A 19,562-nucleotide genomic window follows, 5' to 3' on the forward strand; every position below is an offset into this window, starting at 1 on the left:
GGTTTCCTTTCGGCTGATCAGGCAGCAGGCTTAGTCGGCCTGGATGCCCAGCTCTTTGATGATTTTTCCGAAGCGGACGTTGTCATCGGCATTGGCCTTGGCCAAACGCGCGGGTTCGCCACCGGCGGGCAGCGCGCCAAACACGGCCATCTTGGAGACGATTTCAGGCATCTTCAACACGTCGTTCATGTGGGTGTTCAGCAGCTTGACGATCTCGGGCGGCGTGCCCGCTGGCGCGAAGATGCCTTGCCAGGCACCCACGTCCACACCCTTGAAGCCTTGTTCGGCGAGGGTCGGCACGTTCGGTGCAAGCGACGAGCGCTGTGGGTCGGCCACGGCCAACAGCTTCATCTTGCCGCCCGCCAGGTACGGCGCCACAGGGCCGTAGGTGATGAAGGTGGCCGGCACGTGGCCGCCCAACACGTCGTTGATGGCAGGCGCCACGCCACGGTAAGGCACGTGCGACAACTTGGCGCCGGTGGCCTTGTTGAACATTTCACCCAGGATGTGCATGGGCGAGCCGCTGCCAGGGCTGGCGTAAGACAGTGGCTTGGCCTTCGACTGGTTGACCAGGTCAGCCGTGTCTTTGGCGCCAGAGGCGGTGTTCACCGCCAGGAACAGCGGTTGCACGCCGGTCATGACGATGGGCGCAAAGCTGTTGACTTCGTCGTAGGCTGAGCCAGAGCCGGTCTTCAGCACCAATTGGGCGATGGAGAACGTGCTGGGCGCCATCAACAAGGTGTAGCCATCGGGCTTGGACTTGGCGACGAAGGCGGCGCCGATGGTGCCACTGGCACCGGGTTTGTTGTCCACCAGCACGGGCTGACCCAGCTTGTGCTGCAACTGCTCGGCGTACAAACGCGCCATGGCATCGGTGTCGCCACCGGCGGGGTAGGCCACCACGATGGTGATGGGCTTGGCGGGATAGGCCTGGGCCAGCGCGCTACCGGCGCCAAACAACGCGCACAGCGCAGTGGCAACCGTGGAGACGGTAGCGAGGACGAAAGCTTGACGACGAGAGCTGTTCATGAAGACGCCTTTCAGGGGGGATACGGTTTTTGTTGGGGAATTCGGTTTTATGGGGAAGGCAACTTACTCGGCCACGATGTTGCGGCTCTTGATGATGGGCGCCCAGGTGGCGGCCTCGGCACGGATCAAATCGCCGAACGCGCTGCCGGTGTTGATCCACACTTCCAGGCCCTGCTTTTGCAGTTGGGCTTGTGTGGCCTTGTCGCCAAAAATTTCGGTCACGTCTTTGGCCAATTGCGCGGCCACGGCGGGTGGTGTGCCCTTGGGTGCGAGCACGCCATACCAGGAGGTGACTTGCACACCCTTCACGCCAGCTTCACCCAGCGTGGGCACGTTGGGTAATGCGGGCGAACGTTGCGGGTCGGTCACGGCCAGCGCGCGCAACTTGCCAGACTGGATGTGCGGCAGCAGCGCGGGCAGGTTGCCGATGATCACCGGCACCGTGCCACCCAGCACGTCGTTCAAGCCAGGCGCCGAGCCCTTGTAGGCCACGTGCAGGATGTCGGCACCGCTTTGCTGCTTGAACAGCTCACCCGCCAGATGCAGGCCACTGCCCACGCCGGGCGAGGCGTAGCTCATGCTGTTGGGTTTGGCTTTGGACAAGGCCACCAGCTCGGCCACGGTGTTGGCGGGCACGGCTGGGTTCACGGCCAACACGTTGGCGGCCTTGGCGATAGAGGCCACGGGCACAAAGTCGGCATCCACGTTGTAGCCCAGCTTGGGCATCAGCGTGGGGTTGATGGTGAGGTTGCCCGCGGGCACCACCAGCAGCGTGTGGCCGGTGGGCGCGGCGCGCTTCACCAGGTCGATACCGATGTTGCCGTTGGCGCCGGTGCGGTTGTCCACCACGGCAGGCTGTTTGTAGCGCGCGGTGAGGCCGGTGGCCAGGATGCGCGAAAGGGAGTCGATAGGGCCGCCCGGTGGGAAAGGCGCCACGATGTTGAACGGCTGCGCGGACAAGGCGGCCACCGCATCGCCCTGGGCGTGTGCGGTAGCGGCCACCAGCAACGCCAGTGCTGCGGTCGGAACGAGTTTCAGAGCAAGGCGTCGCATGGTTTACTTTCTGTCGGTGATGAATTTGCCGCTGGCAGTCTCGGCACCCTTTTGGCGGCGAGTGTTGCCGTCAATGCCGCCATCGATGGCCCACTCGGCAAACACCGTGGGGCCGGGCTCGAAGGCACGTGGCTCCCACTCGCCGGTGAGTTGGTCTTCGTCGGCGTAGTACTCGACCAGCGCGCCAGACGGGCTCTTGAAGTACCAGAAGTAGGCCGAAGAAATCGGGTGACGGCCCGGGCCGAGTTGGGTTTCCCAACCGCAGCGCGAGATGTGCATGCCACCGCCAAACACTTCGTGGATGTCGCGCACCTTGAAGGCCACATGGTTCAGCGCAGCATCGCCCGCGGGGCGTTGCAGCAAGAACAGGTTGTGGTGGCCGCCAGTGGGCGCGCAGCGCAAGAAAGCGCCACGGCCGGGGTAACGGTCAGAGGCGGCAAAACCAAAACGCTCGGAGTAGAACTTCTCGCAGGCCACCACGTCTTTGACGAAGAACACCACGTGACCGACTTCAATCGGCGTGGCGCGCTCGTAGGCGGGCGATGCCTGGTTGATGCGGTCCTTCTTGCTCCAGGTGTTGTAGGCGGCGCTGTCCACCTGCACATCACGCTTGCGGCTGACTTGCAGGCGCACGGCCAGGCCGTTGGGGTCGGTACAGCCAATGCGGCCAGCCCCGGCCACGTTGCCCACAAAGCCCGGCTCGTTGCGGATGTTGTCTTCATAACGGCGCAGGTCGATCTCGCTGCCCACGCCCCAGACCACTTCACGCAGCGTGGGGCCGGCTTCCAGCGCGGGCGGCAGGCCGTCCTTGGTGCTGGCAGCCACGATCACGCGGCAGCCGTTCAGCGTTTCAAAGGTCAGTTCGTCTTCGGTTTCCGACACCAGGTGCAGACCCCAGTCCAGAAAGAAACGGCGACACGTGGGTAGGTTGTCCGCCCCGTAAGTGATTTCGTCAATGCCAAGTACGCTCATGATTTTTCCAATCTCAATTCGCCCAACCGAGCGGGTTCTCGTTAAGGCCCCAGTACATGGCTTTTTGTTCCATGTATTGCAGGATGCCCAGGCGTCCTTTTTCGCGGCCCAGGCCGCTGTCGCGCCAGCCACCAAATGGGGTCGAAATGGAGAACTGCTTGTAGGTGTTGATCCACACCGTGCCGGCTTGCACCGCACGGCCAATGCGCCAGGCGCGCTTGTAGTCCTTGGTCCAGATGCCAGCAGCCAGCGCGTACACGCTGTCGTTGGCCTGCTCGATCAACGCGTCTTCGTTGTCGAACGGCATGGCGACCAGCACCGGGCCGAAGATTTCTTGCTGGCAGATGGCGTCGGTGTTTTGCACGCCTTCCAGAATGGTCGGGCTGTAGTAGTAGCCGCGCTCGTACAGGGCGCCGTCGGGGCGCTTGCCACCGGTGCGCAGCGTGGCGCCGTCACCCAGGCCCATGGCCACATAGCCTTCGATCGACTCGCGGTGTTTGGCGGTGATGAGCGGGCCCATTTGGGTGCGCTCGTCGGCCGGGTCGCCCACGCGCAAAGCAGCGGCGCGTTGGCTCAAACGTTCCATGAAAGGCGCATACAGTTCACGCGCCACAAACAGGCGCGAGCCGGCAATGCACGATTCACCGGATGAGCTGAAGATGCCGAACAACACGCCGTTGACGGCGTGGTCCAGATCGGCATCGGCCAGCACCATGGTGGCCGACTTGCCGCCCAGCTCCAGCGAGACCGGCATCATCTTGTCGGCCGCGATGTGGGCGATGTGTTTGCCGGTGCTGGTGCCGCCGGTGAACGACACACGCTTCACCAGCGGGTGTTTGGTGATCGCATCGCCAATCACCGAGCCACGGCCGGGCAACACGCTCAGCATGCCCTTGGGCACACCGGCTTCTTCACAAATGGCGGCCAGCTCCAGCGCCATCAGCGGCGTGGCCTCGGCCGGCTTGATGACCACGGCGTTGCCTGCGGCCAAAGCGGGCGCCACCTTTTGCGCTTCGCTGGCGATGGGCGAGTTCCACGGCGTGATGGCGGCCACCACACCCATGGGCTCGTAGACGCTCATGGTCATGTAGTCGCCGCGCGCAGGCGTGAGCGTTTCTTCCAGTGTTTCGCAAGCGCTGGCAAAGAACTGGAACGTGCCTGCGGCACTGGCCACCAGGTTGCGGGTTTCAGAGATGGGTTTGCCGTTGTCGAGGCGCTGGCGTTGCGCCAAAGGCTCGGCACGTTCGCGGATGATTTGCGCCACGCGGTACAGCACGGCCGCACGTTCGTGTGGCTTCTTTTGCGCCCAGCCGCTGGTGCGGAAGGCGTGGTCGGCACGTTCAATGGCCTCGTTCACGTCTTCCAGGCTGGGGGCGCGCAGGCGGGCCACCACTTCGCCGGTGGCGGGGTAGAGGGTGCTGCTCTCGCTGCCACCACCCAGGCGCATTTCGCCGCCGATGTTGATGGGGAGCAGGTCTTGGCTGTCTGTAATGAGCATGTTGTTTCCTCAGATCGCAACCGCGTGTGCGCGGTTGTGAATGGCGCGAACCGCGCTGTAGACGGTCAGGGCCGAAGTCTTGGGGTTGGCAGCAAGAGGCTTGCCACGCATGGTCAGCTCGAAGCTGCCGAAGGCGCCGCGCGCCACCACGTGGTGCACGTTCTCGGTCACACCGGGGTCGGCGTACAGCTCGACCTTGGTGCCTTGTAGGCCCAGGCCGGCCAGGGCCAGCGTGGCCGCCACGTTGGCGTTCTTGGGGTAAAGCTGCGCGGCTCGCTCGGCGCTGCCTGCAAAGATGCGGTGCGCGGTCTTCAGGCTGTCGAGGTCGCATTCCTTTTCGCCCGGCGTGCCCTTCCAGGCACCCGGCGGCTTGCGGCCGGTGTAGACCACTTCGTCCAGGCCGCCGATGCGTGCAGCGGCCAGTGCGTCGATGGCACCGATGGCGCCCGACAGCAGTTGCACTTGCGTCTTGCCCTGGCGCGCGGCGGCTTCGAGCGAGGCGAACATGCCGTCTTCGCTCAAGGCGCCGACCGAGGCCACCACGGCGGGCACGCCGCGCTGCAGCGCGGGCACCACGTGTTCACCGATGGCGCTGTGGCCCGCGCATTCGACCACCAGGTCAGGTGCGTCGGCACCCTGGCCCACGGCGCTGGCGATCTTGGCCATAGGCGCCCAGCGTTGCACGGTGGCGCTGATGGCATCGGTGACGTGCGGCACGATCACACTTTGCACGGCCACATCGGCATCGCCATGCAGCAACTCCAGCACCGAGGAGCCAATGGCGCCGCAACCGATCAGGGCAATCTTCAACATGAGCGCAATCCTTTGTTAGGCAGGGACTTTGGTCGGAGGGCCAGCAAACGCGGTGGTGAAGTTGCCGATCGACAGCATGTCGATTTCCAGCAAGAACGGGCCCGTTGCCGAGTTCGCCTTGTCGAGTGCGGCAGGCAGTTCGCTCCAGTCGCTCACGCGGGTGTGTGGCAGCTTCAGCGAAGCGGTCAAACCGGCGTAGTCGGGGGTGTGCAGGTCGACATAGCAACGGCGGCCGCCGTATTGCGCGTCCTGGATATTGCGGATCACGCCGTAGCGTTGGTCGTTCATCAGCACGTAAACCACGGGGGCGTTTTCCTGCACAGCGGTGGCCAGCTCACCCAGGTTCAGGATAAAACCGCCGTCGCCGCACAGGCTGAAGGTTTTGCGGCCGGAGCCGGTCACCGCCGAGGCCACGGCCGCGCCGATGCCCATCGCCAAGCCTTGGCCAATGCCGCCGCCCAGGGCGTGCACACCAGCGGTGGGTTCAAACACTTGCAGTTGGCGGTTGCCCCAGGTGCTGTTGGACACCGTGACGTCGCGCACCCAGTTGAACTTGCGGCCAGCGGCTTTTTGCAGCGCGGCGACCAGCGTGGTGTAAGGGCCCAGGCCGTCGAGCAGCAGCTTCTCGGCTTGCTCTTTGGCGGCGCGCAGATCGGCTTGGAAAGCCGGGTCGATGTTGAGCTTGCCTTCCAGGCGGTCGGCCAGGCCTTCGAGCACCAGCTTGGCGTCACCCGCCACGAAGTAGTCGGTGGCGTAGCAACGGCCTTCGGCGGAGCCGTCCACGTCGGCACGGTACAGCGGGCGTGGCAGCTTGAGTTGGTACTTCAGCGTCTCATTACCGCGCAGGCGCGAGCCCACGACCAGCATGGCGTCGCAGGTTTGGTAGAAGTTCTCGACCGGCTTGTGCAGGTTGTAGGCGCCGAGCGAGCGCACGTCGTCTTCGGCCACGATGCCACGGCCTTGCGTGCTGGTGACCACACCAATGCCCATGTCCATGAGACGGGCCACGGCAGCGCCGGCGTGGCGTGCACCACCACCCAGCCACAGCAGGGGGCGGCGAGCCGTGCGCAGGCGTTCGGCCAGCGCATCAAGGCTGGCTGCGGGCGGCACGGCCACGCCGATGGGCAGCGGGCTCAGGTCGGCGGGGCGGTTGATCAGCGCGGCTTGGATGTCGATCGGGATTTCGATGCTGACGGGGCCGGTGGGCGCGGTCAACGCCACTTGCACGGCTTGCTTCAGCGTGCTGATGGCGGTCTCGACACTGCGCACGCGGAAGGCGGCCTTGGAGATGGCCTTCAGCATGGTGAGCTGGTCGGGTGCTTCGTGGATGTACGACAGGTTTTGGTCGAGATACTGGGTCTCGATCTGGCCGGTGATGTGCAGCAGCGGCGTGCCGGCCGTGAGCGCCTCCACCATGGCGCCAGCAGCGTTACCCGCTGCCGTGCCGGTGCTGGTGAGGCACACGCCCAGGCTGCCCGTGGTGCGGGCGTAGGCGTCGGCCATGTTGGTGCCGCCGGCTTCGCCGCGCGCCATCACGAAACGGATGTTGCCGCGGTCGTTGAAGGCGTCCAGGATGGGCATGTTGTGGATGGAGATCACGCCAAAGGCTGCCTTGACGCCGCATTGCTCCAGGAATTCGGCGATAGCTGCGCCAACGGTGATTTGTTTAGTTTCAAGCATGGTGGGATAGACCTCCGGATACATCGATATGGCTGCCCGTGGTGTAGGAGGACAGAGGAGAGGCCAGGTAGAAAATGGCCTGGGCGGCTTCCTGGGGCAAGCCCAGTCGGCCAAGGGGGATACGTTTGCGCGCGGCGAGCTCACCAGTCCAGGCGGCCCAGTCTTGCGTCTTGTCTTCACGCGCTTCAAAGCGGCGGCGCCATTGGCCGGACTCGATCAGGCCGACCAAAATGCCGTTGACGCGCACGCCCTTGGGCGCGAACTCGGTGGCCATGGAGCGCACCAAATTCTTGATGCCGGCGCGCGCGGCCGAGGTGGCCACCATGTGCGGCTCTGGCTGCGCAGCCAGCAGCGAATTCACGCATACGATGGCTGCATCCGCGTGCTGCTGCAGTTGCGACAAGAAAGCGCGGGTGGGGTAGATCACCGAGAAGAACTTCAGGTGCAACTCTTCCGTCCAGGCGGCGTCAGTGGTGTCGGCAAAGGTGGAGACGCGGCCTTGGCCGGCGTTGTTCACCAGAATAGAAACGGCGCCGAGTGCGGCTTGGGTCTGCGCGGCAAAGTCTTTGACCGAAGCTTCGGACAACACATCGCAGGTGGCCGCGAAAAGCTTGGCTTGTGGAAACAGGTCGCGTAGGCGCGCTTCGGCAGAGGCCAGGCGCTCGGCATTGCGGCCGCAAATGGCGACGGCGGCGCCCTGCTGCAGCAACAGCTCGACCGTGGCCAAGCCAATGCCGGAGGTGCCGCCGGTGACCACGGCAACGCGGCCGTTCAGGTTAAGTGCTTGCATAAAAATTCAGTGGGCTTAGTTGCCGGCGGTGACGGCACGCTTGGCGCGCTCGGCGCCCGGCTTGTAGTTGAGCAATGCCGACAACTCTTCGGCCGAGGCACGCACACGCTGCACCAGTTCTTCCAGTTGCGCGGCTTCGATGTGCGCCGAGGGAATGGTTGCGCCCATGGCGGCGATGATGCGGCCCGAATGGTCGCGCACCGGGGCGGCCACGGTGGAGATGCTGGCTTCAAAATAACCTTCGCCCAGCGCGTAGCCGCGTTCGCGGTCTTCTTGCGCCATGTTGAACAAGTCCAACGTGGTCTTGGGGGTGCAGCTGGAAAACACTTCCAGCTCGGGCTCGGGGTAGAGGGCTTGCAGGTCGGGCAGCGTCAGGTCTTCGAGCAAGATGCGGCCGAGCACCGTGGCGTGTGCGGGCAGGCGTGTGCCCACACGCACCGAGCTGGCAAACGGCGTGGACGGCGACACCTTGGCCACGTAGACGATGTGCCGGTTGTCGCGCACCACCAGGTTCACGGCGTAACGGATCTCGCTGTTCAAGCGCGCCAGCACGGGCTGGCCCAACTCGGTCAGTTCGAGCGACGACAGGTATTCAAAACCCATGCGCAACACCGCCAGGCCCAGGCGGTAGTCGTTGCCGCTTTCCGTGCGCTCGATGAAGCCCAGCGCTTCCAGCGTGTTGAGCAAACGGAAGACGGTGGAGCGGGGCAGGTTCAAGCGGCGCGCCAGTTCGGGCGCGCCGAGCGCACGGCTTTCGCGGCCGAATTCGCCCAGCAGGCGCAGGCCGCGCTCCAGGGCTGGCACGATGTATTTTTCAGTGCCTTCGTCGGCGTCTTGGGTGGTGCTCATGGCAGTGGACTCATGCACAGGCCGCCAGCGCCTGCTCGATGAGCTGGGCCACGGCCTGGGGTTGTTCGGTAGGGCTGGCATGGCCAGCGGCGACGATAGGGGCGTAGGTGGCGCCCAACACTTGGGCCCAGCGGGCACTGGCTTCTGGGGTGGTGACCACATCCACGGCGCCGCAATGCACTTCCACCGGCATCTGCAATGCGGGGCCTGCGCCCAGGTTGGCACCGCACAGCAGTTCAACCGCTTGCAGGTAGCCGTCTTCCTTCAATAGGCTGGCGTTCCAGCGCACCCAGGCACGGGCTTCTTCGGTGGCGTTGGGCGACAGCAAACGTTGGTCGATGCGTGCGGCGATGCCTGTCACACCTTGGGTTTCCAAAGCCTCGCGGCGCTGCGCACGCACACGCGCCTGGGCCTCGGCTTGGTCTGGTGCACCGTAGCCGCCAGCGGGGCTGATCAACACCAGGCGTGGCACCTGCTGCGGTGTGCTGTGCTGCGCGTAAGCCGCGCCCATCAAACAACCCAGCGAATGGCCCACCACCAGGCAAGACGACAAGCCCATGGCCTCTACCGCAGCACGCAGTTGCGCGGCATAGTCGTCGGCCGTAGGCTGCGCGCTAGGCAGCGGCGTGGAGGTGCCGTAACCCGGCGCATCCCAGGCCACCACATGGATGTGCGACGCCATGGAGGCGACCACGTGCAGCCAAGACGCAGCGCCTGAGCTGATGCCGTGCAACAGCAGCACGCTGGGACCTTGGCCGGGCGTGCCACGCTGGCGCACCGAGACTTGTGCGCCGCTGGGCAGGCGCACCACCGTCTGCGCGAACTCGCGGTTCAGGCGTTCAACTTGTGTGGCGGTGATCATGCTGGCTGGTGTGCTTGCGTTTGTGCTGGCGAAGACTGGTGCGCTTACTTCGGCTCGCGCTTGATGCTGGCAAGCGGGTGCTCTGGCGGGTAGGTGGGGGTGATAGGCTTCTTGGCGCCAAGCATCACGCACATCAGCGCATCTTCGTCGCCGATGTTGATTTCTTCGCGATACACGCCTGGAGGCACCGAGACGACGTCGCGGTCGGTCAAGATGGTTTCATAACGTTGACCGTCTTTTTCCAGCACCAGCTTGAGCTTGCCGCGGATCAGGAAGAACACTTCTTCCACGTCGGTGTGCAGGTGCGACGGGCCTTCGTTGCCGGCCGGGATCACCATGGTCGAGAAGGTGAAGTTTTCAGCCGGGATGGTGGTGTTATCAGACGAAACGCCCGTGCCGCCCGTGCCGATGTAGCGCATTTGGCCACGGCGGTATTTGGGGTCGAAGTCGGCTTGGAACTTCAGCGCGTCGAAGTCGTAGCGGCGCGTGGAGAAGCGTGCCACGCGGCTTTCCATCCACTTGTCAAAACCTACGCCTTCAGGCTGTTCCCAGCTCTTGGGTTGTTGAGATTGTTCAGTCGTTTGGCTCATGGGTTTTCTCCTGTTGATTTCCAATTAGTTCATGACGAAGCCGCCGTTGACGGCAAGCAGTTGGCCGGTGACAAAGCGGGCCATATCGGACAAGGCAAAGGTGACGGCGCCGCTCACGTCGGCCGGAAGCTGTTCGCGTTGCAACGCGCGTTGGTCGACGTACAGGCGGTGGCGGTTTTCGGGCACGTACTGGGTGGCTTCCACCATCACCAGGCCGGGGGCGATGGCATTGACGGTGATGTTGTCGCCACCGAGTTCGCGGGCCAGCGAATGCGTCATGGAAATGACCGCGCCTTTGCTCGCCACGTAGGCCAGCAGGTTGGGCGCGCCCCACAAGGCGGTGTCGGATGCCAGATTGACCACGGCACCACGGCCGCTTTCGCGCAGGGCGGCGCGGCAGGCGCGGGTCATCAACCAGGTGCCGCGCACGTTGACGGCCATGACCTTGTCCCACACGGCAACGTCGATGTCGGCCATGCCACGGCCACCGGAATCGGTGACGGCGGCGTTGTTCACCAAGCCGTCCAAACCGCCGAGTGCGGCGATGGCTTCTGCGGCGCAGCGGTCTACGGAAGCTGGGTCAGACAAATCAACTTGAACGGCGATGGCGTCGAAGCCCTGTGCGCGCAGTTGCGCGGCCGATTCGGCCAACAGTTCGGCTTGGATGTCGGCAATGACCACGCGAGCACCGGCTTCACAGAAAGCCGAAGCAAATGCAAACCCGAGCCCGCGTGCGGCGCCGGTCACCAAGAGTCGGCGGCCTGCCAACAACTGAGGAGACGATGAAGATGTGGGGCTCATGGGTCTTTCTTTTCGCGGGGCGACTGGGTGCTGCTTTCCCCAATCTTGTGATGTTTTATATGTGGAACATCGATTTATTAATGGAACGAACGAACTTTAATGAAGATCGTTCTACGCAACCATGCGTAAAAACACTTACAGCGCGTTTGCCCCCGAAACAACGCGATTGGCGCGCCCTGTTAACCGGAAAGAACTACAGAGAAACAACCCATGCGCCTCGGCTGGGCTCAAATGCGAGGTCTACAATCGGCCCCCGATCTATCCCACATAACCACGGTTTGTCAGGAGACAACCGCGCTTGGAGACCCTAGATGACCGACACGACGGGCAAGACCGAACAGAAACGTGCAGAACTGCGCAAGGCTGCACTCGAGTACCACGAGTTTCCGCATCCCGGCAAAGTCGCGATAACCGCCACCAAGCAACTGGTGAACCAGCATGACCTGGCACTGGCTTATTCCCCAGGCGTTGCCGCTCCTTGCGAAGAGATCGTCAAAGACCCCAACGCAGCGTTTCGTTACACCGCGCGCGGCAACTTGGTGGCCGTGATCACCAACGGCACCGCCGTGCTGGGCCTGGGCGACATTGGCCCACTGGCGTCCAAGCCGGTGATGGAGGGCAAGGGCGTTCTGTTCAAGAAGTTCTCGGGCATCGACGTCTTCGACATCGAAATCGACGAGAAGAACGACCTCGACAAGCTGGTCGACATCATTGCCTCGCTGGAGCCGACCTTTGGCGGCATCAACCTTGAAGACATCAAGGCGCCCGACTGCTTCTACGTCGAGCGCAAGCTACGCGAGCGCATGAAGATCCCGGTCTTCCACGACGACCAACACGGCACCGCCATTTGTGTGGGCGCTGCCATTCTGAACGGCCTGAAAGTCGTCGGCAAAGACATCACCAAGGTCAAACTGGTGACCTCGGGCGCGGGCGCTGCGGCGCTGGCCTGTTTGGGCCTGCTGCTGAAGCTGGGCATGCCGCGCGAAAACATCTACGTGACCGACTTGGCTGGCGTGGTCTACAAAGGCCGCACCGAGTTGATGGACGAAGACAAGATCCAGTACGTGCAAGACACCTCGGCCCGCACGCTGGGCGAAGTGATTCAAGACGCTGATATCTTTTTGGGACTGTCCGCCGGCGGCGTGCTCAAACCAGAGATGGTCAGCAAGATGGCCAAGCAGCCGATCATTTTGGCGCTGGCCAACCCGTCGCCTGAAATCGACCCCGCTGCCGCCAAGGCTGTGCGCGATGACGTGATCATTGCCACTGGCCGCACCGACTACCCGAACCAGGTCAACAACGTCCTGTGCTTCCCGTACATCTTCCGTGGCGCGCTGGATTGCGGCGCCACCACCATCACGGTAGAGATGGAAATTGCCGCAGTGCACGCCATTGCGGAGCTGGCGCAAGCCGAGCAAAGCGAAGTGGTGGCTGCCGCCTATGTCGGCGAAAAGCTGGCGTTTGGCCCTGAATACCTGATCCCCAAGCCGTTTGACCCGCGCCTGATGATCAAGATCGCCCCGGCCGTGGCCCAGGCCGCCGCCGACAGTGGCGTGGCACTGCGCCCCATCACCGACATGGAAGCCTACCAAGACAAGCTGCAAAGCTTCGTCTACGCGTCGGGCACGACCATGAAGCCGATCTACGACATGGCGAAGAAGTCCACACGCAAACGTGTGGCTTACGCCGAAGGTGAAGAAGAACGCGTCTTGCGCGCCGCGCAGATCGTGGTGGACGAAGGTCTGGCCCGCCCCACGCTGATTGGCCGCCCAGCCATCATCGCGGAGCGCATCAAGAAGTTTGGCCTGCGCCTGCGTGAAGAGCTCGACTACGACATCGTCAACGTCGAGCAAGACCACCGCTACCGCGATTTCTGGCAAACCTACCACCGCATGACCGAGCGCAAGGGCACGACGGTACAAACGGCCAAGATCGAAATGCGCCGCCGCCTGACGCTGATTGGCGCCATGTTGCTGCACAAGGGTGAAGTCGACGGCATGATTTGTGGCACCTGGGGCCACACCGCCATGCACCTGCACTACATCGACCAGGTGATTGGCAAACGCGCCGGCGGCTGCGCCAGCACGCCGCAAGACGTGCCGATCTACGCCTGCATGAACGGTTTGTTGCTACCGGGCCGCCAGGTGTTCCTGGTCGACACCCACGTCAACTACGACCCCACGGCGGAAGAGTTAGCCGAGATCACCGTCATGGCCGCAGAAGAAATGATGCGCTTTGGCTTGAAGCCCAAGGCAGCGCTGCTGTCGCACAGCAACTTTGGCCAAAGCAACCAGCCAAGCGCCGTCAAAATGCGCCGCGTACTGGAATTGCTGCAAACCGAAGCGCCTTGGCTGGAAGTGGACGGCGAAATGCACGGTGACATCGCCCTGGACGGCAACGCCCGTTTGGCCACCATGCCGAACAGCACCTTGGTAGGCGACGCCAACCTGCTGGTGCTGCCGAACATTGATGCGGCAAACATCTCGTACAACCTGCTGAAGACGGCAGCCGGTGGCAATATCGCCATTGGCCCCGTGCTATTAGGCGCTGCCAAACCCGTACACATTCTGACCGCCAGCACCACGGTACGCAGAATTGTAAACATGACAGCTCTTACCGTGGCCGATGCCAATGTGGTGCGTTGATTCACCGAATTAGCACAAACAGATAGCAAGCACCAACTTCTGTAACTGTATGCCCCTGGAGCCTGCCCAAATTTTGGGCAGGCTCTTGCTTTTTCAGAGCCAATACGTCACACTAGCGCCTTGAAATTTGCGGGTTATCCCGAGGTTTCCGAAAGGTGTGAATGGATGGGGCCGGTGAGAACAGCTAGTACAAGCAAGCCATTTCGGGCTTGTATTCTTGGAGTCGCACTTGCCCTTTGCACCAGTTTGGTGCAATCACGTGCGCCCGTGCCGCAAGAGACGATCGCCACTATTGCAGTGGCTGAACTCCCTTCGCAAGGCCGTGTGACCTACCGATTGATCCATGAAGGTGGCCCGTTTCCTTTTGAAAAGGATGGCACGGTGTTCGGTAACCGTGAACGGCTTCTCCCCAATCGGCAACGTGGCTACTACCGTGAATATACGGTAAAAACCGCTGGCATTCGCCACAGAGGAGCCAATCGTATCGTGTGCGGAGGTCCCCCCCAAACACCAGATGGTTGCTACTACACCAGTGACCACTATGCGAGCTTTCGGAAGATCGTTGAATAAGCAGTGCGTCACCTGCACAAGACAGAATTTTTAGCCGGGGTATATTTTGATGGACGAAATGAAGGCGGAGATGGACATTCCTCTTCGCAATGTGAGAACCAACATCGTGCAGTCGATCCGCGCCTTCCGCGTGCAAGACCTGCAAGATGCCGCCCAAGGCCTGGGCCAACACTTCCTGTACGCCAACTTGGCAAATGCGCAAAGCAAACAGGACGTGTTGGACATGATTGCCCTGCAATTTACGTTCCCAACGCACTTTGGCAAAAACTTTGATGCGCTCTACGACTGCATGACCGACCCACTGCACAAGTCCGGCCCTCAGCCAGGTTTTGTGGTGGTGCTGGAGCAGATTCCTGCGCACGCCAAGTTCGACAAAGAAGCCCGCGAACAACTGCTGGACATCTTCCGTGATGCCGCAGATTACTGGGGAGACCGGAAGATACCCTTCCGATGCTTCTATTCTTTTCTGTAGCCCGTTCTGCACAAAACAGCCAAGCAGAACGGGCGAACGAGGCAGAAGAGGAAGTCGTGGCCGTTGCCGAAATGGCAGCCGACGACGCGGAGAAGATGCCCACCGATAAGTTGGTGGATGTATCGCCTCTGGCGTTGCGCATGAGCAGCCCCTTCAACGCAGGTTACTGGCTCGCGGCCGCTTAAGTCGCAAGCCAGAGGTGGAGACGCAAGCAAGCTTGCAGTCTGCACAAAACAAAAAGCCCGTCGGCGCAAGTTCGACGGGCTTTTTGTTTTGACGAACAGCCTTCAGGTCACGATTGCGGCGAAAGTTGCTGGGCCAGCGCCAAGTACTCAGCCACCGGCACTTCTTCGGCTCGCCGTTGAACATCAAACGTGCCGGCAAACGCCTTTTCTTCCAGCCAACGGCCCAAAGTATGGCGCAGCAGCTTGCGCCGCTGGCTGAACGCTACCTGCACCATCTCCGTCATCAACGGGATGGCCACAGGAACCGGGTTTTCAAGCGGCACCATGCGCACCACGGCACTGTCGACACGCGGTGGCGGGTCAAACGCATCTGGCGGCACAAACAGCACGTTTTCCATGGCGTAGCGCCACTGCAGCATGACCGTGAGGCGGCTGTAATCGCTGGTGGAGGGTTGCGCCACCATGCGGTCGATAACTTCTTTCTGCAGCATGAAGTGCTGGTCTTGCACGACGTCGATGTGCTCCAGCAGGTGGAAAAGAATCGGCGTTGAAATGTTGTACGGCAGATTACCCACCACGCGCAATTTGCGCGGTGCAACGGTAGCGCCTAGCGCACCGAAGTCCACGCGCAACACATCAGACTCGACCACTGTCAATTGCGGATGGTCGCGCAGCTTGCGCGCCAGATCGCGATCCAGCTCGATCACCGTCAACTGGCCCAAACGCTCCACCAGCGGCTGGGTCAACGCGGCCTGGCCGGGGCCGATTTCGATCATCGCATCGCCGGGCGTGGGTGCAATGGCATCGACGATGGCGCCGATGATGCCTTGGTCGGTCAGAAAATGTTGACCGAAGCGCTTGCGCGGGATGTGCCCTGAAGATTTCAAAATGAAGTATCCGGTTTACTGCGGCGGCTCGCGCATTTCGACATACGCACGCGCGCGAACCTCGTCCAACCAGGTGGAGTAGGACTCGTCAAGCTTCTTCTCGCGCAGGGCGTTGCGCACCATTTCACGCTGCTCTTTGGGCGTGAGCTTTAACTCGCGCTGCTCCAGCAACTGGATCAAGTGCACACCATAACGCGACACCACCGGATTCGAAATCTGGCCAATCTTCATGGCATCCAGCACTTCTTCGAATTCCGGCACGAACTGGCCAGGGCTACTCCAACCCAAGTCGCCGCCTTCGCTGGCGCTGCCGTCCTGCGAATATTCGCGCGCCAGGTTGGCAAACTCGGCTTGGCCGGCTTCAATGCGGCGCTTGAATCCGTTCAAACGTTCAATGGCGGCAGCTTCCGTCAACTCGGCGCTAGGCCGCAGCAAAATATGCCGCGCATGGTTTTGCGGCACTGCCGTGGGCATACCAGACTGCTGCTTATCCAATACCTTCAAGATATGAAAACCAGCCGGCGAACGCAAAACAGCGCTGTAACCGCCCACCTTCACGTCACGCACACCGTCCACAAACAATTGTGGGTAACGGTCTGCGGTGCGCATACCCAACACACCGCCGCTCGTTCGGTCAGGTGCATCAGAAGCTTCTCGCACCAGTGCCGAGAAGTCAGCACCACCCTTGGCTCGGACCAGCAACGCATCGGCCTTGGTCTGCAGCGTTTTGACTTGATCTGCGGACGCACCTTCAGGCACCGCCACCAACAGCATCGCCAGGTTCAATCCCTCAGGGGCTTTCTGGGCTTCGTTTTGCTGTTGGCGCAAGTACTGGTCGACATCTGCGTCGGTAATCTTCACGCGCGAATCCAGTTCTCGCTCACGCAAGCGCGTCAGCATCATCTGGTTGCGCAGTTCTTCGCGGAAACGCGCCACCGGCAGGCCTTCGCGGGCGACACGTCGGCGTAATTCAGGCACATCGATCTGGTTCTGCCGGGCCACAGCCTGCTCGGCAGTATCTACCGCAGCGTCATCCACTTTGACGCCGTTTTCGCGTGCGATCTGCAGTTGGGCTTTTTCCAAGATCAGCCGTTCCAGGACCTGCTGCGTCAGTTCAGCCGGGCTGGGCTGAGGACCACCTTGCTGGGCCAGTTGCTGAGACAGCCGCGCCAGCCGTGCTCGCACTTCGTTGTTGGTGATGGGCTCCGAGTTGACCACGGCGACGATGAAGTCGGCCTGGCGCGCGGCTTCCTGCCCTGGTGGCGCAGCATTGATGCTGCCAAAGGCGTTGCCGGCCTGGCCGGACGGACGCAATCCCTGCGCCAGAGCCGGCCAAGCGGCCAGCACGATCAGGCTGCTCGCAGCCAGTTGAAAAAAACGATGGTTCATGTTGCGGTTCAAAAATGACGTGGACGTCTTCAGTCGTATTGGCCAAAACGACTCGGGGTCGTCGTGTTTTCGCGTAGGTACTGGTAACGAGGAATGTTCTCTCTGAGGGCCGCGAGAGGACTCGCGCCCAGACGGGCAAAACCAACAAATTCGATCTGGAACAGGATCTTCTGGTTCACGGTATCGGTACTGCGCTGCAGCCGTTCAATGACGATACGGCCTAACCAGCAACCGGCGTCGTATTCGAAGCCCATCACCGAGTCCACCATTTTGTTTTCTTGCAGGCTGTAGTTCAGGCGGCCCACGCTGTACCAGCGCCCTTCACCTTGCCCCCTGCCCGGGCCAAGGTTCTTGCCTTTGTCGCCCCACAAGTCGTTCAGCGGCCACTGCCAACTCACATCGACCGACTCACTCTGGTCGCGCCGGTACCGGTAGGCCGCGCTGATGGAGCGGTAATCGCTCGGGCTCCAACGGCCGCTGAGCAAGGCCCGTTCCGAACGGTTGGTCTTCTGGTTGTATTGCACCGTGGCGTCCGTGGACCATTTGCGGTCCCAATTCACCGAGGCACCTGCCAGAAAATCGCTCAAGCGATCGACCACCGGCGCGACGCCCGGCATGGTCACCAATTGGTCTTTGAAACGCACACGCTGCGCAACACCAAAACGCGCATATTCTTCGGCCGTTTCGGCGTTCAGAAAACGCGTGGTCAGGCCCAAGGTCAGCAGATTGCTGTCGGAAATTCGGTCATGCCCGCTGAAAGTGTTCTCGGTGAACACGGTGGCGAAGTTGAAATCGTTCTGAACGGTGTCGTAGATCGGCAGATAGTTCTGGTTGCGATACGGCGTGTTCACGTAGAAGGCACGCGGCTCCAACGTCTGGGTCACGTTCTTGCCAAAGAAATTGGCAGCACGCTCAAAAATCAAGCCCGTATCCAGACTGAACGTAGGCACGGTCACCGTAGCGCTGTTCATGCCATTCGCCAAACGCTCGTCGAACTGGTAGTTGGTCGAGTTGAACATCAGCTTCGGCGTGACAAACCAACCTGGCGCCAACCATGGGCGGCTGATCTGCCCGGTAATGAAGCTGCGCTTGGCATTGGGTTGCAAGGTCAGGCGTTTGTCCGCCTCGAACTGGGTGTAGTCGGCGTCCAGCGAGTAATCAAAGCCCCCCACGTCGTAACGCGCATAACGGCCCACCCATTGGGGCAAACGGTCGTAGGGCGGCACGATCGGTGTGGCGGCGTCTTGCAACGTCTGCCACTTCAACGCCCGAATGCTGCTGGAGAAATTGCCCGATGCCCAGGACAAGGTGCCGTCGTTCGCCAGCAAGCGCTCGGTCAATGACTCACTCTGCAGACCAAAATCGCTCCAGTAATTGTCGTCGCTGACACGGTTGAGGTTAAGGTTCAAGCCGAGCTTGCCCAGCCCTGAAATCCCGGTATCGATCGACCCGGAATGCTTGGCGGCATAACTCCAGCGCTCCCGATCGCGCAACTTGTCGTCGGGCATGTAACTGCCACGCAGCGTGCCGTTATAGGTCGGCTCCAAATAGCGAAACTCGGCCCCCATATCGATGCCGCGTTTGGTCATGATCGTGGGGAAAAACGTCGCATCGCGGTTGGGCGCAATGTTCCAGTAGTAGGGCACGGTGGTTTCCACACCGTTCAGGTTGTCGAGCCCCACAGTGGGCGGCAGAAAACCTGACTTACGCTTGTCGGTGAGCGGAAAGCTCATTTCAGGAAACGCCAGAATCGGTACATCCTGAAAGCGCAGCACGCCACCTTCGGCAATGCCGACTTCCTCTTCCGTGTCGATATTCAAGGTTCGCGCCTTGAGCATCCAGGCCGGCATCCAGCTCGGGCCACCTTCACGGCGGCAGGTGCTGTAAGTGGCATCGCGCAACAGCAGGCGCTTGTCGTCCAAAAACTCGGCCCGCGACGCATCTCCCTGACCGCCGTTGGCCAGAAATTTGTAGGTTGGCTTCTCGAAGAAACCCTCAAATGCATCAACCTTCAGCTCCAGGCGCTCACCCGTATAGATGTTGCCACCACGGTTGACGTACACATTCCCCTGGGCTTTGGCCATGTCGTCGGCCTGGGTGTACTCCATGCGGTCGGCACGCACCACCATATCGCTCTTGCGCATCACGGCGTTGCCTTCCAGCACCAGGTTCTCATCGGCCTGGCCGCTGCTGCGGTCGCCATAGTAGAAAGTGGGCGACTGCTCTCGCATGATGGTCGGCACTTGCTCAGCCAACATGGGGCTGGTACGCAAGCGCAGCGGTGCGTCGTCAGCAGCTTGGGCGTGTGCGGCACGACCACCCGACACCACACACAACAAAGCAGCCACCACGGCCACAGGAGTCCGGGCGAATCGGGCGCGGCCACTAATGGGCGGGTGGTAAGGCTTCAACAGAACAGACATCAGAGAAATGATTCGAACGGACAAAACGGACTATTGTGCAGCTTTGGCGCAGGT

At 61.9% G+C, this 19,562-nt stretch carries 18 protein-coding genes; 4 read left to right on the plus strand and 14 right to left on the minus strand.

Features of this window, described 5'->3' with window-relative positions:
- Positions 1 to 30 precede the first annotated feature (30 nt).
- The 11 genes from ACPWMG_RS26860 to ACPWMG_RS26910 all read right to left on the minus strand — a co-directional run bounded on the left by ACPWMG_RS26860 (position 31) and on the right by ACPWMG_RS26910 (position 10,937).
- Positions 31 to 1,029 carry a Bug family tripartite tricarboxylate transporter substrate binding protein gene (locus tag ACPWMG_RS26860; RefSeq protein ID WP_483302523.1) on the minus strand — a complete coding sequence of 333 codons (999 nt, stop codon included), beginning with the start codon at positions 1,027 to 1,029 and terminating at the stop codon, positions 31 to 33.
- Positions 1,030 to 1,092: 63 nt separating this feature from the next.
- A complete protein-coding gene (locus ACPWMG_RS26865) occupies positions 1,093 to 2,082 on the minus strand; it encodes a Bug family tripartite tricarboxylate transporter substrate binding protein (RefSeq protein ID WP_483302524.1) in 990 nt (329 codons plus the stop codon).
- A 3-nt stretch (positions 2,083 to 2,085) separates the two neighbouring features.
- Positions 2,086 to 3,054: a VOC family protein gene (locus ACPWMG_RS26870; RefSeq protein ID WP_483302525.1), complete on the minus strand. Its 969-nt coding sequence runs from the start codon at positions 3,052 to 3,054 to the stop codon at positions 2,086 to 2,088.
- 13 nt (positions 3,055 to 3,067) lie between these two features.
- A complete protein-coding gene (locus ACPWMG_RS26875) occupies positions 3,068 to 4,552 on the minus strand; it encodes an aldehyde dehydrogenase (RefSeq protein WP_483302526.1) in 1,485 nt (494 codons plus the stop codon).
- 9 nt (positions 4,553 to 4,561) lie between these two features.
- Complete coding sequence (locus ACPWMG_RS26880; RefSeq protein ID WP_483302527.1) at positions 4,562 to 5,365, minus strand: aspartate dehydrogenase; 804 nt, start codon at positions 5,363 to 5,365, stop codon at positions 4,562 to 4,564.
- A 15-nt stretch (positions 5,366 to 5,380) separates the two neighbouring features.
- Entirely contained in the window at positions 5,381 to 7,045 is a 1,665-nt protein-coding gene (locus ACPWMG_RS26885; RefSeq protein ID WP_483302528.1) for a thiamine pyrophosphate-binding protein, read from the minus strand.
- A complete protein-coding gene (locus ACPWMG_RS26890) occupies positions 7,038 to 7,835 on the minus strand; it encodes an SDR family oxidoreductase (protein ID WP_483302529.1) in 798 nt (265 codons plus the stop codon). Before ACPWMG_RS26890 ends, ACPWMG_RS26885 begins: the two co-directional genes overlap by 8 nt.
- 15 nt (positions 7,836 to 7,850) lie before the next feature.
- Complete coding sequence (locus ACPWMG_RS26895; protein ID WP_483302530.1) at positions 7,851 to 8,684, minus strand: IclR family transcriptional regulator; 834 nt, start codon at positions 8,682 to 8,684, stop codon at positions 7,851 to 7,853.
- A 10-nt stretch (positions 8,685 to 8,694) separates the two neighbouring features.
- Entirely contained in the window at positions 8,695 to 9,546 is an 852-nt protein-coding gene (locus ACPWMG_RS26900) for an alpha/beta fold hydrolase (protein WP_483302531.1), read from the minus strand.
- 44 nt (positions 9,547 to 9,590) lie between these two features.
- Positions 9,591 to 10,136 carry a cupin domain-containing protein gene (locus ACPWMG_RS26905; RefSeq protein WP_422834065.1) on the minus strand — a complete coding sequence of 182 codons (546 nt, stop codon included), beginning with the start codon at positions 10,134 to 10,136 and terminating at the stop codon, positions 9,591 to 9,593.
- 24 nt (positions 10,137 to 10,160) lie between these two features.
- Positions 10,161 to 10,937 carry an SDR family oxidoreductase gene (locus tag ACPWMG_RS26910; protein ID WP_483302532.1) on the minus strand — a complete coding sequence of 259 codons (777 nt, stop codon included), beginning with the start codon at positions 10,935 to 10,937 and terminating at the stop codon, positions 10,161 to 10,163.
- 311 nt (positions 10,938 to 11,248) lie between these two features.
- On the opposite strand from ACPWMG_RS26910, the gene ACPWMG_RS26915 reads away from it, so the two are divergent.
- The 4 genes from ACPWMG_RS26915 (at position 11,249) to ACPWMG_RS26930 (ending at position 14,809) form a co-directional block, all read left to right on the plus strand.
- A complete protein-coding gene (locus ACPWMG_RS26915; protein ID WP_483302533.1) occupies positions 11,249 to 13,582 on the plus strand; it encodes an NADP-dependent malic enzyme in 2,334 nt (777 codons plus the stop codon).
- Positions 13,583 to 13,747: 165 nt separating this feature from the next.
- Positions 13,748 to 14,152 carry a guanyl-specific ribonuclease gene (locus ACPWMG_RS26920; RefSeq protein ID WP_483305355.1) on the plus strand — a complete coding sequence of 135 codons (405 nt, stop codon included), beginning with the start codon at positions 13,748 to 13,750 and terminating at the stop codon, positions 14,150 to 14,152.
- Between the two features lie 49 nt (positions 14,153 to 14,201).
- Positions 14,202 to 14,624 (plus strand): barstar family protein, encoded by a 423-nt coding sequence (locus ACPWMG_RS26925; RefSeq protein ID WP_422834071.1) that lies wholly within the window; start codon positions 14,202 to 14,204, stop codon positions 14,622 to 14,624.
- Positions 14,625 to 14,680: 56 nt separating this feature from the next.
- Positions 14,681 to 14,809, plus strand: coding sequence for a hypothetical protein (locus ACPWMG_RS26930; protein ID WP_483302534.1), 129 nt, complete (start codon positions 14,681 to 14,683; stop codon positions 14,807 to 14,809).
- 107 nt (positions 14,810 to 14,916) lie between these two features.
- Here the strand turns inward: ACPWMG_RS26930 and rsmA are convergent, their stop codons facing one another.
- Genes rsmA through ACPWMG_RS26945 form a run of 3 tightly spaced genes read right to left on the minus strand, consistent with a single transcriptional unit; the run spans position 14,917 to position 19,508 of the window.
- Complete coding sequence (rsmA, locus tag ACPWMG_RS26935; RefSeq protein ID WP_483302535.1) at positions 14,917 to 15,696, minus strand: 16S rRNA (adenine(1518)-N(6)/adenine(1519)-N(6))-dimethyltransferase RsmA; 780 nt, start codon at positions 15,694 to 15,696, stop codon at positions 14,917 to 14,919.
- Positions 15,697 to 15,711: 15 nt separating this feature from the next.
- Positions 15,712 to 17,085 (minus strand): peptidylprolyl isomerase, encoded by a 1,374-nt coding sequence (locus ACPWMG_RS26940; protein ID WP_483302536.1) that lies wholly within the window; start codon positions 17,083 to 17,085, stop codon positions 15,712 to 15,714.
- A gap of 29 nt (positions 17,086 to 17,114) precedes the next feature.
- A complete protein-coding gene (locus tag ACPWMG_RS26945; RefSeq protein WP_483302537.1) occupies positions 17,115 to 19,508 on the minus strand; it encodes an LPS-assembly protein LptD in 2,394 nt (797 codons plus the stop codon).
- Positions 19,509 to 19,562: the final 54 nt, after the last annotated feature.

Source organism: Hydrophilobacter chitinilyticus, assembly GCF_049860745.1.
Lineage (GTDB): Bacteria > Pseudomonadota > Gammaproteobacteria > Burkholderiales > Burkholderiaceae_C > Rhodoferax_B.

Coding starts and splice junctions, on each gene's coding strand:
- ACPWMG_RS26860 (WP_483302523.1), bottom strand. CDS start 1,029: ATGAACAGCTCTCGTCGTCAAGCTTTCGTCCTCGCTACCGTCTCCACG.
- ACPWMG_RS26865 (WP_483302524.1), bottom strand. CDS start 2,082: ATGCGACGCCTTGCTCTGAAACTCGTTCCGACCGCAGCACTGGCGTTG.
- ACPWMG_RS26870 (WP_483302525.1), bottom strand. CDS start 3,054: ATGAGCGTACTTGGCATTGACGAAATCACTTACGGGGCGGACAACCTA.
- ACPWMG_RS26875 (WP_483302526.1), bottom strand. CDS start 4,552: ATGCTCATTACAGACAGCCAAGACCTGCTCCCCATCAACATCGGCGGC.
- ACPWMG_RS26880 (WP_483302527.1), bottom strand. CDS start 5,365: ATGTTGAAGATTGCCCTGATCGGTTGCGGCGCCATTGGCTCCTCGGTG.
- ACPWMG_RS26885 (WP_483302528.1), bottom strand. CDS start 7,045: ATGCTTGAAACTAAACAAATCACCGTTGGCGCAGCTATCGCCGAATTC.
- ACPWMG_RS26890 (WP_483302529.1), bottom strand. CDS start 7,835: ATGCAAGCACTTAACCTGAACGGCCGCGTTGCCGTGGTCACCGGCGGC.
- ACPWMG_RS26895 (WP_483302530.1), bottom strand. CDS start 8,684: ATGAGCACCACCCAAGACGCCGACGAAGGCACTGAAAAATACATCGTG.
- ACPWMG_RS26900 (WP_483302531.1), bottom strand. CDS start 9,546: ATGATCACCGCCACACAAGTTGAACGCCTGAACCGCGAGTTCGCGCAG.
- ACPWMG_RS26905 (WP_422834065.1), bottom strand. CDS start 10,136: ATGAGCCAAACGACTGAACAATCTCAACAACCCAAGAGCTGGGAACAG.
- ACPWMG_RS26910 (WP_483302532.1), bottom strand. CDS start 10,937: ATGAGCCCCACATCTTCATCGTCTCCTCAGTTGTTGGCAGGCCGCCGA.
- ACPWMG_RS26915 (WP_483302533.1), top strand. CDS start 11,249: ATGACCGACACGACGGGCAAGACCGAACAGAAACGTGCAGAACTGCGC.
- ACPWMG_RS26920 (WP_483305355.1), top strand. CDS start 13,748: ATGGGGCCGGTGAGAACAGCTAGTACAAGCAAGCCATTTCGGGCTTGT.
- ACPWMG_RS26925 (WP_422834071.1), top strand. CDS start 14,202: ATGGACGAAATGAAGGCGGAGATGGACATTCCTCTTCGCAATGTGAGA.
- ACPWMG_RS26940 (WP_483302536.1), bottom strand. CDS start 17,085: ATGAACCATCGTTTTTTTCAACTGGCTGCGAGCAGCCTGATCGTGCTG.
- ACPWMG_RS26945 (WP_483302537.1), bottom strand. CDS start 19,508: ATGTCTGTTCTGTTGAAGCCTTACCACCCGCCCATTAGTGGCCGCGCC.